The organism is Lysobacter antibioticus HS124 (assembly GCF_000336385.2).
In the GTDB taxonomy this organism is placed as follows: domain Bacteria; phylum Pseudomonadota; class Gammaproteobacteria; order Xanthomonadales; family Xanthomonadaceae; genus Lysobacter; species Lysobacter firmicutimachus.
The window spans coordinates 1-12659 of sequence record NZ_HG424470.1 but is presented as its reverse complement, the minus strand read 5'-3'; the positions used below and the strand labels follow the sequence as shown (position 1 = coordinate 12659).

12 protein-coding genes are annotated in these 12659 nt (G+C 71.4%); 10 read left to right on the top strand and 2 right to left on the bottom strand.

From position 1 onward, the window contains the following. The first annotated feature begins 38 nt into the window (after positions 1-38). From TX83_RS06675 to TX83_RS06650, 6 genes are all read left to right on the top strand, one after another. A complete protein-coding gene (locus TX83_RS06675; protein ID WP_064747157.1) occupies positions 39-293 on the top strand; it encodes a hypothetical protein in 255 nt (84 codons plus the stop codon). A 76-nt stretch (positions 294-369) separates the two neighbouring features. Then, on the top strand, positions 370-741 hold the full coding sequence (locus tag TX83_RS06670) for a cupin domain-containing protein (RefSeq protein WP_064747155.1): 372 nt from the start codon (positions 370-372) through the stop codon (positions 739-741). Between the two features lie 384 nt (positions 742-1125). Next, positions 1126-1536, top strand: a complete 411-nt coding sequence (locus TX83_RS06665; protein ID WP_064747154.1) for a helix-turn-helix domain-containing protein — start codon at positions 1126-1128, stop codon at positions 1534-1536. A 172-nt stretch (positions 1537-1708) separates the two neighbouring features. Continuing rightward, on the top strand, positions 1709-3508 hold the full coding sequence (locus TX83_RS06660) for an endonuclease (RefSeq protein ID WP_064747153.1): 1800 nt from the start codon (positions 1709-1711) through the stop codon (positions 3506-3508). Between the two features lie 184 nt (positions 3509-3692). Then, positions 3693-4583: a hypothetical protein gene (locus TX83_RS06655; protein ID WP_064747152.1), complete on the top strand. Its 891-nt coding sequence runs from the start codon at positions 3693-3695 to the stop codon at positions 4581-4583. A gap of 17 nt (positions 4584-4600) precedes the next feature. Further along, complete coding sequence (locus TX83_RS06650) at positions 4601-5011, top strand: hypothetical protein (protein ID WP_064747151.1); 411 nt, start codon at positions 4601-4603, stop codon at positions 5009-5011. Positions 5012-5018: 7 nt separating this feature from the next. On the opposite strand, the gene TX83_RS06645 is transcribed toward TX83_RS06650, so the two are convergent. Continuing rightward, on the bottom strand, positions 5019-6038 hold the full coding sequence (locus tag TX83_RS06645) for a zinc-dependent alcohol dehydrogenase family protein (protein ID WP_064747150.1): 1020 nt from the start codon (positions 6036-6038) through the stop codon (positions 5019-5021). Positions 6039-6150: 112 nt separating this feature from the next. Here TX83_RS06645 and TX83_RS06635 point away from each other — a divergent pair, with 112 nt between their 5' ends. After that, positions 6151-7077, top strand: a complete 927-nt coding sequence (locus tag TX83_RS06635; protein WP_064747149.1) for a LysR family transcriptional regulator — start codon at positions 6151-6153, stop codon at positions 7075-7077. 148 nt (positions 7078-7225) lie between these two features. Next, positions 7226-9919 (top strand): bifunctional lysylphosphatidylglycerol flippase/synthetase MprF, encoded by a 2694-nt coding sequence (gene mprF / locus TX83_RS06630; RefSeq protein ID WP_079248088.1) that lies wholly within the window; start codon positions 7226-7228, stop codon positions 9917-9919. Here mprF and TX83_RS06625 read toward each other — a convergent pair. Beyond that, positions 9847-11256, bottom strand: coding sequence for a virulence factor family protein (locus TX83_RS06625; protein ID WP_079248087.1), 1410 nt, complete (start codon positions 11254-11256; stop codon positions 9847-9849). The genes mprF and TX83_RS06625 overlap by 73 nt on opposite strands. A 170-nt stretch (positions 11257-11426) precedes the next feature. Between TX83_RS06625 and cutA the strand changes: the two genes are divergently transcribed. After that, on the top strand, positions 11427-11759 hold the full coding sequence (gene cutA / locus TX83_RS06620) for a divalent-cation tolerance protein CutA (RefSeq protein WP_064747148.1): 333 nt from the start codon (positions 11427-11429) through the stop codon (positions 11757-11759). Next, positions 11756-12659: protein-disulfide reductase DsbD N-terminal domain-containing protein (locus tag TX83_RS06615; protein ID WP_261370047.1), on the top strand; the 904-nt coding region annotated here is incomplete at its 3' end. The genes cutA and TX83_RS06615, both read left to right, overlap by 4 nt.

The following is a 12659-nucleotide window of genomic DNA, read 5'->3' as shown; positions in this document are numbered from 1 at the left end:
AGCTGGCGCTCCCGCCCCCAAAACCGAGGAGCCCCGCCATGCGTCCCCACGACATTCTTCCCGACGGCGCCGACACCACCGTGCTCGGCGGCGCCACCGTGCGCAAAGGCTCGGTCGCGGCGTTCCTGGCCAATGCCCGCACCCTCGCCGACCCGCAGGCCGACGCGGCGGCGCGCGCGCAGGCCCAACGGCACATCCGCGAGGTATTGCCGGCGCTGCGTGCGATCGGCTTGTTCGAGACGATGCAGATCCGCGACCCGCGCCTGCGCGCCTGGGTCGAGGCGCAGGCATGAGCGCGGCCGGCGCCGGCTCGCGCTAACGTAGTGCGGATACCGCCGTCGCGCGCCCAGCCCATCGCCAGGACCCCTCATGACCGCCACCTCCCCCGCCCGCATCGCCGCCTCGCTGGCCGAACTGTGGTCGCCGCGCGTCGTCGCCGAAGTCGACGACGCTTACGTCAAGGTCGCGCGCGTGCACGGCACCCTGGCCTGGCACAGCCACGAGCATGAAGACGAGCTGTTCTTCGTGCTCAAGGGCCGCTTGGTGATCGAACTGGAGGACCGCCGGGTCGAACTCGGCGAGGGCGAGATGTTCGTCGTGCCCAAGGGCGTGCGCCACAACCCGATCGCCGAGGAGGAATGCCACCTGCTGCTGATCGAGCGCAAGACCACCCTGCACACCGGCGACGTGGTCACCGACAAGACCCGCTCGCTGTCCGAGCAACTGCGCCCGCTCGATTGAGCGACCCGCATCGGCGGGCCGGCGCCGCGCGCAAAAGAAAAGAGCGCGTCCCGTGGAACGCGCTCTTTGGTACGGAGACGGCCTGTCCTCTGCATGGCGCTATCCGGCGCCCTTCCCCCGAACCGACCTCGTGTCTTGCCGAAGTCCCTATCGGCGTAGTGCCGATCTTGCGAAGTCCGTGTAACGGTTGCCAGCCGGCGAGGTCGCGAATGCCGCTACTATCGGTAGCACCAACGGGCAACAAGCGCCATAAGCCATTGTTTTTCCATGAAAGACGTGGCAAGCCAGAGACCGCTAGTGCACCAGCTATGGCGTCTATCGGTCACCAGGTGAAGATCGGTAGCACAATGCACTCAGCGACCACCCGATACCGGAGATGAGCCGATGACCCCGCAGCAGCGCATCCGTCTCGCCCGCCGCCACGCCGGCCTGTCGCAGGCCGCGCTCGCCGCCGCCGTCGGCGTGCAGCGCAGCGCGGTCGGTCATTGGGAATCGGCCCAGGGCAAGTTTCCGAGCATGGCCCACCTGCGCGAGCTGGCGCTGGTGACCGGGGTGCAGTTCGAGTGGCTGGCCACCGGCCGCGGCAAGATGAATCTGTCCGCCGACACCGCGATGGACTCGGTCGCCGCCGCCGAGGCCCTGCTGATCGACGACCCGCTGGAGCTGCGCCTGATCCTGGCCTTCCGCGAAGCGCCCACCCGCAGCCGGGCGCCGCTGGTCGAAGTCGCCGAGCAGTTGGCCGAATTGCGCACCGGCCGCGCGCGCTCGGCGGTGTCCAAGCGCGCAACCGGATGAGCCGGCGCAGGCGCGCGCGAAACGTGACCGCCTCCGCGCCCGCAAAGCGTGACGCAGCGCAGCAGGCGCTGTCACAAACCCCGACTAGACTCGACCGGATGCGCCTGGGGGAGGCGCTTTCCGACTGCGCCCACCGTCATGCGTGCGCGTCGCCATCACAAGGAGCCGTTCGATGTCGAAGTCCGTTCGTGGCCGTTCCGTTGTTTCGTCCTGGCGCCGCCGCGCGCCGCTGGCGCTGGCGCTCGCCGCGCTGATCCCGTCCGTGGCCCCGGCCGCGGTGTTCATCAACGAATTCCATTACGACGACGCCACTTCGTCCGGCGACGTCGGCGAGCGCATCGAGGTCGTGGCCACGGCCGGCGAGACGCTCAGCAACTACCGCATCTACCTGTACAACGGCAGCTCGCCGTCGGCGGCGACCACCTACGACAACGACCTGGTGCCGGCCGGCAGCGTGGTCAGCTGCGGCGGCAGCGTGCGCATCGCCACCCTCAGCTACCCCACCAACGGCATCCAGAACGGCCCCAACGACGGCTTCGCCCTGGTCGACGGCAGCGGCAACGTGGTCCAGTTCCTCAGCTACGAGGGCTCGATCACCGCCAGCAACGGCCCGGCCGCCGGCAAGACCAGCAGCAACCTGCCGGTGTCCGAATCGGGCTCGACCGCGGCCGGCACTTCGCTGCAACTGTCCGGCAGCGGCAGCGCGTATTCGCAGTTCGCCTGGCAGAACTCGGCCACCCAGACCTTCGGCGCCTGCAACAACGGCCAGAGCTTCACCGGCTCGAACCCGAACACGCCGCCGAGCGTGACCTCGACCACGCCCGCCAACGGCGCCAGCAACTTCCCCGCCGCCGGCGACTTGGTCGCCCAGTTCAGCGAAGCGGTCAGCCTGGCTGCGGGCGCGCTGACCCTGCAGTGCGCCAGCTCGGGCCCGGTCGCGCTGACCTATCCGTCCAGCGGCACCGCGATCGCCGCCTCGACCGGCACCGCCCTGTACGCCGGCGAGGCCTGCACCTTCACCGTGGTGGCCAGCAAGGTGACCGACGCCGGCGGCGCCAGTCCGGCCGCCAATACCGTGGTCAACTTCAACGTCGCCAGCGGCGGCGGCACCGGCGGCTACTACGCCCACGTCAACACCAGCAGCCCCAGCCAGCTGCGCTGCTCGCTGCACGAGACCATCAAGGGCCATACCGTCTACCCGTACAGCGGCGGCACCACCAACACCTGGAGCATCCTCGAGATCGCCGACGAAGATCCGAACAACGCCGGCCGCATCCTCGACGCCTACCGCAACCGCAGCTTCGTCAAGGTCACCGATCGCGCCGGCAGCGGCAGCGGCCTGAAGTACAACCGCGAACACACCTGGCCGAACTCGCTGGGCTTCGGCTCGACCACCGGCAATCTCGGCCTGCCGAACGCGCCGTACACCGACACCCATATGCTGTACCTGACCGATTCGGCCTATAACGCCGACCGCGGCAACAAGCCCTATGCCAACTGCTCGCTGTCCAGCGGCTGCGGCGAGCGCGTCACCGAGGCCAACAACGGCAGCGGCGGCGGCAGCGGCGTGTACCCGGGCAACTCGAACTGGTTCAAGACCCCGGACGGCAACGCCGGCTCGTTCGAAGTCTGGGGCCAGCGCAAGGGCGACATGGCGCGCGCGATCCTGTACATGGCGATCCGCTACGAAGGCGGCACCGATCCGAACAGCGGTCAGGCCGAGCCGGACCTGGAGCTGACCGACGACCGCAGCAAGATCGTCATCACCTCGTCCTCGCCGGCCTACATGGGCCTGCTGACTACCCTGCTGCAGTGGCACCAGGCCGACCCGCCGACCGCGGCCGAGAAGGCGCGCAACGAAGTGATCTACAGCTTCCAGGGCAACCGTAACCCCTTCATCGACCATCCGGAGTGGGCGACGGCGTCGTTGTTCACCTCGACCAAGCCGGCGAGCTGCCAACTGATTCCGTAATCGGGTCGAAGCGGCCGAAGCAAGCACCACAGCAAGGCACGCCACGGACGCCCGCTCGCTGCGGGCGTCCGTTTTTTCGCATCGGTCCGTTGTCCTGTTTCATCGTGCCATCGCGTTGTTCCAGGCAATCGGCGCCGGCCGTTGCGCCGCCCGGCCGCAACCGGCGCCGAGAACAGGGGGAAGCATGAGAAGGACCTCGATCGCGCGGCTGCGCCTGCCGGCCGTGCTCGCGCTGTGCCTGGCCGCAGCCGCTTGCGCCAACTTCTCCGCGGTGGGGAAGTACTCCGACCAGACCAAGAAGCTCGCGGCCGCGTTCGCGCCGATGATGGCCGGCTCGGTGCAGAGCTGCGTCGACAACTACACCCGCAAGAAACTGATCGCCTCGCCCAGCTTCGATCCGGCGCAGGTCGAAGTCCAGGCCAAGGAGCGCTGCGCCAGCATCGCCGAGGCCAACGGCACCATCGCCGCGCTCAACGATTTGTTGAGCCAGTACGCCGATACCCTGGCCGCGCTCAGCGACAAGAAGCTGCCGTCCTACAGCGAGGACTTCGGCTCGCTCAAGGGCAGCCTGGCCAAGTTGACCCGCGACGACGGCAGCACGCCGATGCTGGAAAAGGCCCAGCTCGATTCGGTGATCGCGCTCGGCGATTTCCTGGCCCGGGTCGCCACCCAGCGCCAGCAGCGCAAGCACATCCGCGAGTTGCTCGACCATCAGGACGCGGTGTTCGTGGTGGTCGATACGCTCAAGGCCTATGCCGACCTCAACTACCGCGGCTACCTGCGCGACGAACTGCGCAGCATGGGCCCGTTGCGGCTATCGATCGAACGCGCGGCCAAGACCGAACCGCTGGCGGCCAACGCGGCCAAGGCCGCGCTGCTGACCGAAACCCGTCAGGTCGAGGCGCGCCAGGCCTCGATCGACCAGTTCCTCAAGGCCGCCGACCGGCTCAAGACCAGCCATGCCGAACTGCGGCGCAAGCTGGACAAACTCGACGACGCCGAACTGGCCAAGCAACTCAACGATTACGCCAAGGAAGTCGCCGCGCTGCGCAAGCAGCTGCGCGACGCGTTCTGAGCGACCCGGAGACCGCCATGCCCACCGAAAGCGCGAACATCCAGGCCCAGGAGGCCTACGCGATCGCCGACTCCTTCGCCCAGGTGTCGGCGCGCATTCTCGAACTGCGCGTCACCCGCGATCTCGAACCAGAGCAGGCGCGCGCCCTGGAACGCTCCGAGGACTACCTGGACGCGTTCGTGGTGCTGTTCCGGAACCACGGCATCCAGTTGCTCGGCAAGGGCGCCGCACAGGCCAAGGCCGAGCTGACCGAGGCGGTCGATTCGGCGCGCGACGCGCTGGACGACATCGCCCAGATCAAGCGCGGGCTGCGCATCGCCGCGGCCGTGGTGACGCTGGCGATCGCGCTGCAGGCCGGCGAGGCCAAGGCCGTGGTCAAGGCGATCAAGGGCGTGACCGACGCCGCCAAGGAACCGGCCACGGCCTGAGCGCGGCTCAGGCGGCGGCGTCGAACAGCACCACCGGCTTGCCGAAGCCGCGCGCGCCGGCCATCGCCGCGATCGCTTCGGCGCCGCGTTCGAAGCCGTAGCGCTCGCCGACCACCGGCTGGATGCGCGCGCGTTCGACTTCGGCCAGGAAGGCTTCGAAGTCGCGCCGGCTGCCGACGCTGACGCCGTGGATGTTGAGCTGGCGCGCCATGATCGGGCCGATCAGCTCGCCGTCCACGCGCGTGCCCTGCAGGAAACCGATCACCGCGATGCGGGCGTTGTCGGCGGCGGCGTGCAGCAGGCCGGCGAACGAAGCGCCGCCGACCACGTCGACGATGCCGTCGACGCCGCGGCCGGCGGTGGCCTCGCGCACCGCCGCAGCCAGGTCGGGGCGAGTGCGGTAATCGATCACCTCGCGCGCGCCGAGCGCGCGCAGGCGCTCGGCCTTGGCCGCGTCGCCGGTGGTGGCGATCACGTCCAGGCCGCGCGCCGCGGCCAACTGCAAGGCCATCAGCGACACGCTGCCGCTGCCCTGCACCAGCACGCTGGCGCCGGGTGCGAGTTCGAGCTTGCGCAAGGCGCTCCACGCGGTCAGTCCCGACACCGGCAGGGTCGAGGCCGCCGCATCGTCGAGGAAATCCGGCGCGCGCACCACCGCCGCGGCCGGCAACACGACCCACTGCGCCAACCAGCCGTCGAGCGGGCCGCCGAGCTTGCTGAGATGGTTTTCCGATTTGAACGGCCCCTCGATCCAGCGCGTGGTGTAGTGGCCGAGCACGCGCTCGCCCACGGCGAAGTCGCGCACGCCGGCGCCGACGGCGTCGATCCGGCCGACGCCGTCGGACAGCGGCACGAACGGACGCGGCAACTCCGGCTGGTAGCGGCCGCTGGCCAGGGCGTAGTCGCGGTAGTTGACCGAGGCCGCGGCGACGCGGATGCGCACCTCGCCGGGGCCGGGCCGGGGCTCGGGCAGCGCGACCCGGCGCAGGCTGGCGAGATCGTGGCCTTGCAGTTGGAAAGCGTCCATCGGGTCCTCCAGGGGGGGGCGGCGCGGCGGCGCCGGGGATGGACAGGCTATTGTTGCGGCATGCGCCGATATAGGATCGTCGCGACAACTCATCTTTGAGAACTGCTCAACAATGGTCGGCGGCCTGTATTCCGAACTCGAGGCCTTCGAGGCCATCCTCCGCCATGGCAGCTTCTCCGCCGCGGCGCGCCAGTTGCAGCTGACGCCGGGCGCCGTGACCCGGCGCCTGGCCGCGCTCGAAGCCCGGCTCGGGGTCAAGCTGCTCAATCGTTCGACCCGCCGGCTGAGCCTGACCGAGTCGGGCCGCCACTACTACGCGCAGGTCGCGCCGGCGCTGGCGCAGATCCTCGCCGCCGGCGAGCGCGTGCACGACCTGTCGGCGCAGGCGCGCGGCCAATTGCGGGTGTCGTTGCCGATGAACTTCGGCCGCCTGTACGTGACCCCGCACGTCGGCGAGTTCCTGCGCCGCTGGCCGCAGATCGAACTCGACCTGCAGTTCGACGACCGCTTCGTCGATCTGATCGGCGAAGGCTTCGACGCCGCGATCCGGATCGGCGCGCTCGACGATTCGCGCCTGGTCGCGCGGCGCATCGCCCAGACCCGGCGCATCCTGGTGGCCGCCCCGTCCTACCTGCAGCGGCGCGGCGCGCCGGCCGCGCCGGGCGCGCTGATCGAGCACGACTGCCTGCACTACACCCTGTTCCGCGATACGCCGGCCTGGGAGTTCCAGCGCGCGGGCGAGCCGCTGCGGGTGCCGGTGCGCGGCCGGCTCAAGGCCAACTACGGCGTGCCCCTGGTCGAGGCCGCGCTGCGCGGCGAAGGCATCCTGCAGACCGCGACTTTCGCGGTGGCCGACGAACTCGCCGACGGCCGCCTGGTCGAGGTGCTGCCGGACTGGAGCCTGCGGCCGATCGGCATCTACGCGGTGTACCCGAGCCGCGAATACCGGCCGCGCAAGGTCGAGGCCTTCATCGATTTCGTCGAACAGACCATCGGCCAGCCGGCGCGCTGGGACCGGGTCATCGCCGGCGACCGCTGAGCGGCGGCGCGCGGCGCGGAACCAAGCGCGCGCGGCAACGCTCCAAGCGCCGTCCCGCCACCGCGCCGGCGGCCCGGCCCTCATGCGCTTTTCGCGCCGGCGGGCCAAAGCTGGCGACCCAGCTCATCCCTCCTTCGCTGCGTCCACGATGCCCGTTTCCGACGAATCCGCCGCCGCTCCGCCCGCGCCCGCCTGGCGCCGCGCCCTGTCGATGCTGGCGAGCCTGGCGATCCTGGCCCTGGCCCTGCATGCCCTGGCCGGCGAGTTCAGTGCCCAGGGCTATCGTGCGATCCGCCACGCCGTGGCCCGGATCGACGACGCGCGCGTGGCCGCCGCGCTGCTGCTGGGCCTGGCCAGTTACGCCTGCCTGGTCGGCTTCGACGCGATCGGCCTGCGCCGCAGCGCCGGCCGGGTCAAACCGTTGCGCCTGGTGGTCACCGCGTTTCTCGCCAACGCGGTCGGCCACACCCTGGGCTTCGCCGCGCTGACCGGCGGCGCCGTGCGCCTGCGCGGCTACGGTGCGGCCGGCTTGTCGCTGGCCGACATCGGCCAGGTGGTGTTGATGAGCACCCTGGGTTTCGTGTTCGGCGCCTGGCTGTTGCTGGCCGGCGCGCTGTCGCTCGAGCCGGCGCCGGCCGCCGCGTTGCTGCCGCTGAGCGAAGCGGCGATCCGCGCGCTCGGCGCGGCGCTGGCGCTGGGCTTTCTCGCCTTGCTGGCGCTGGCTGGGCGCCACGGCCGCAAGCTGAGCCTGCGCGGCCATGCGCTGTGGCTGCCCGATCGCAATACCGTGCTGCGGGTGTCGGCGCTGAGCGTGGTCGAACTGATGCTCGCCGGAGGCGCCCTGTACGTGTTGCTGGCGCCGGCGCTGCCGCAGGCCGGGGGCGGTTGGTTCGGCTTCCTCGGCTTCGTCGGCCTGTATCTGGTCGCGGTGGTCGCCGGCCTGGTGTCGAGCGTGCCGGCCGGGATCGGCGTATTCGAATGGAGCCTGCTCAAGTTGCTGCCCGGCGTCGCCCCGGCCAGTCTGCTCGCCGCGGCGCTGGTCTACCGCATCACTTACTACGCCCTGCCGCTGGCGCTGGCGACCCTGCTCGGCGCGGTCGGCGCCTTGCGCGGACCGGTCGCGCGCCGCGCCGGCGCGGCGCGCAGCCTGTGGCTGGCGATCCGGCCCTGGCTGCCGCATCTGATCGCGCTGGCCGCGTTCGTGCTCGGCGCCGCGCTGATCCTCGACGGCACCCTGCCCAAGCCGCGCCATCGCCTCAGCGGCGCGCCACTGCCGCTGGTGGAAACCTCGCAGCTGCTCGCCAGCCTCGGCGGTGTGGGTTTGCTGTTGATCGGCCAAGGCCTGCAGCGACGCAGCCATGCCGCCTGGGCGCTGGCCCTGGCGGTCTGCGTGCTGATGCCGCTGCCGTCGTGGCTGCGCGGCGGCCACCTGGCGCTGGCGCTGGCGCCGCCGCTGGTCGCGCTGGCGCTGTGGGCGGCGCGGCGCGAGTTCTACCGCGAGGGCGCGCTGCTCGACGAGGCCTGGTCGTGGCCGTGGTTGCGCAATCTCGGCCTGGTCCTGGTCGCCGCGTTCTGGCTGCTGTTCTTCGCCTACAGCCACGTCGAGTACCGCAACGAGCTGTGGTGGGAGTTCCTGATCTCCGGCAATGCCCCGCGCGCGTTGCGGGCGATGCTGCTGGTCAGCGTGGCGGTGATCGCGTTCGGCCTGGCGCGCCTGCTGCACGCGACCCGCGCGCCGCTGCCGGCGGCCGACGAAGCGCAGCTGGCGGCGATCCGGCCGATCCTCGCCGGGGCCGACGACAGTCAGGCGCATCTGGCCCTGCTCGGCGACAAGGCCTTGCTGCTCGACGAAGCGCAACGCGGCTTCGCCATGATGCAGCGCTACGGCGGTTCGCTGGTGGCGATGGGCGACCCGGTCGGTCCGCCCGACGTCGCACGCGCGCTGATCTGGCGTTTTCGCGAAGAAGCCGACCGGCTCGGCGTGCGGCCGGTGTTCTATCAGGTCGGCGAACAGCACTGGCAGACCTATCTCGACCTCGGCCTGAGCCTGGTCAAGCTCGGCGAAGAGGCGCTGGTGCCGCTGCGCGACTTCGGCCTGCAGGGCGCGCAGCGCGCCGAACTGCGCCAGGCCTGGAACCGCGGCAAGCGCGCCGGGCTGTCGCTGCGCATCGTCCCCGCCGAGCAGGTCGAGCCGTGGCTGCCGGTCTTGCAACGCATCTCCGACGACTGGCTGGAGCACAAGGCCGGCGAAGAGAAAGGCTTCTCGCTCGGCCATTTCGACCCGGCCTATCTGCGCCGGCTGCCGTTGGCGGTGGTGGAATGCGAAGGCCGCGCGGTGGCCTTCGCCAATCTGTGGACCGCGACCAACGGCCGCGAGCTGTCGGTGGACCTGATGCGCCACGCCGCCGACGCGCCCAAGGGCTGCATGGATTTCCTGTTCGCCGAACTGATGCTGTGGGGCCGGGAACAAGGCTTCGAGCGCTTCTGCCTCGGCATGGCGCCGCTGTCGGGCTTGCCGCAACATCGCCTGGCCGGACGCTGGAACCGCTTCGCCAACCTGGTCGCCCGCCACGGCGAGCGCTTCTACGGCTTCACCGGCCTGCGCCGGTTCAAGGCCAAGTTCGACCCGATCTGGCGCACCCGCTATCTCGCCGCGCCGGGCGGCATGCATCTGCCGGCGGCCTTGCTCGACGTGACCCGATTGATCTCGCTCGATCCGCGCCGCGACGACGAACGCCGGCCTGCGCGACTGCCGCTGGGCGCGCCGCCTCAGGGCGCGGCGGACGCGGCCGGCGCGGCGATGCCCGCCGCCGACAACACCCGCGCGGCGACGCCGTCGTAATCGCCGCCGAGGTGGTGGTCGCCCGGCAGCGCGGCGCGCTGCGCCGCTTGCGCCGGCAAGCGCGGACACAGCGCGTCGCCGTCGTCGCGACCGTACAGGCACAAGGTGCGCGCCGCCGGCATGCGCGCGACTTCCGGCGCGATCGGCAGACCGCGGTCGCTGCCGCCGATCCAATTGCTGAGGTGGAATTCGTACTCGGCCTTCTGCCCGGGCGAGATCAGCGCCGTGCCGCGCACGGCGGCGCGCACGTCCGGCGCGAGGCGGTTATAGGCCGCCGGCAGCACGTCGGCGCCTTGCGAGAAACCGATCAGCAGCACGCGCGGCCGACGCCACTGCGCGCGGTAGTAGCGCACGATGCGCTCGAGGTCGGCGGCGAAGCTCTGCGGCGTGCGCGGGGTCCAGAAATAGCGCAGCGAATCGACTCCGACCGTGGGCACGCCGGCGCGGCCCAGCCTCGCGGCGACGCTGCGGTCGAAATCGGCCCAGCCGCCGTCGCCGGAAACGAAGATCGCGAAGCTGTCGGCGTTGCCGCCGGCCGCGGCCGCGGCTTCGACCAGCGGCAGGCCGTGCAGGTCGGGCGGCGGCGGCGGCAGGCTGACATGGCGCTGTGCGCCCAGCGCGATCAACGCCGCGCGCAGCCCCGGGGTGGCGTCGCCGCGCGCGCTGCGGGCGAAACGCCGCGCCTGCGGCACCGCAGCGACGAAACGCTCGACTTCGTCGGCCGTACAGGCCCGCGCCTGCGCCGGGTCGGCCGCGACCAGCCACGGCAGGCTCAGCGGCGCCGCTTGCAGGCGTGCGTACGCGCCGTCGGCGCGCAGCCGCAGCGCGCCGCCCGCGCACAGCGCGCGCGCCGGCGCGATGCTGGGGCAGAAGCCTTCGGACACGGCGCCCGCGAACAAACCGGCATGGCCCTGGGCGGCGATCGCATACGCCCACGCCGCCCCTTCGCCGTCACCGAGCAACAGCGGCAGGCGGTAAGTCGGCAAGCGGTAATAGGCCTGCAGGAAACGCGAGAAGTTTTCCACGTCGCCGGCGGAGAACGCGCAGTCGCCGCCGTCGCGGCGCAAGGCCGCCTGCAGCGCGCGCAGATCGATCTGCGCGACCAGGGCACCGTCGCCGGCCAACGCCTCCAGGCGCGCCCGCCGCGCGCGCGCATCGCCGTCGCCGGCGAACCACAGCACCACCCGCCGCACTTCGCCGGCCGGCAACCGCACTGTCGCGCGCTGGAAGCGGCCGTGCGAAACCGTGGCCGCCGCGGGCGCGGCCACGGCCGCGCCCGCGACGAGCGCACACAGCAGGCACAGCAGGAAGGACGCGAAGCGGATCGGTGCGGGCATGGCCGGGTCTCCTCGATCCCGTCTTATACCGGGCCCGGCGTACCGGCCAGCGCGAAGATCCGGCAGCGGCCGCCGCGCACGGCAATACGCCCCCGCAACGGCGCAGGATCGGCAAAGCCGCCCGGTGCGGCCGCCGTCGGCGGCCCGGCCCGGGGCCTTACACTTGGCCGATGCCGACCCCCACTCCGCCCGTGCTGGTGCTCAGCACCTGCCCCGACCAGGCCAGCGCCGACGCCATCGCCCAGACCCTGGTCGAGGAACGCTTGGCCGCCTGCGTCACCCGCCTGCCCGGCGCGCGCTCGACCTACCGCTGGCAGGGCGAGATCGAGCAGGCCGACGAAGTGCAGTTGCTGATCAAGACCCGGGTCGCGGTCTATCCGGCCCTGATCGAACGCCTGATCGAACTGCATCCGTATGAACTGCCGGAGGTTCTCGTGGTCGAACCGCGCGACCACTACCGCCCTTACGGCTTATGGGTGAACGAGCAGACCCCCGACCGATGACCGACCATCCGTTCCGCCGCCGGCGCCTGCGCGCCGCCGCGGCTTTCGCGTTCGCCGCCTTCGCCGCCCTGGGCAGCGCTCCCGCCCTGGCGGTGAACGAGCAGGACCTGCTGCCGGTCGACGAAGCCTTCGTGCTCGGTGCCCAGGCCGCCTCCGCCGACCGCATCGCGATCGACTGGAAGATCGCCAAGGGCTACTACCTCTACAAGCACCGGATCTCGGTGAAGGCCGACGCCGGCTTCGCCGCGCAGCCGCTGCAACTGCCCAAGGGCAAGGCCTACAAGGACGAGTTCTTCGGCGACGTCGAGACCTATCGCGAGCGGGTGGTCGCGTCCCTGCCCGGGCAGGCCCAGGGCGGCAGCGTCAAGCTGACGATCAAGTACCAGGGCTGCGCCGATGCCGGCATCTGCTATCCGCCGCAGACCCGCACCGTCGCCGTGGCGCTGCCGGCCGCCGCCGCCGCGGCGGTCGATCCGGCGCCCGCGGCCGCGCCGCTGGCCGGCTTCGGCGTGCGCGGCGGCGCCGCGTCCAACCCCTTGCTCGGCGCGCCCGCGCTGGGCGCGCCGAGCAACGCCGCCGGCGCCACCGATGCCCTGCCGCTGCCGCCGGAACAGGCCTTCGGCGTCGAAGCCATCGCCCAGGACGGCGACAGCCTGCTGCTGCGCTTCACCCCGGCGCGCGGCTATTACCTGTACCGCGACAAGACCTCGCTCAAGACCGACCGCGCCGACATCGCCGCCGGCAAGCCGCAATGGCCGCGCGGCGTCGCCCATCGCGACGAACACTTCGGCCAGGTCACGGTGTTCTTCGACCAGATCGACGTGCCCTTGCCGCTGCTGCGCAAGACCGCCGATGCGGCCAGGCTGGCCCTCACCGTCGGCTTCCAGGGCTGCCAGACCG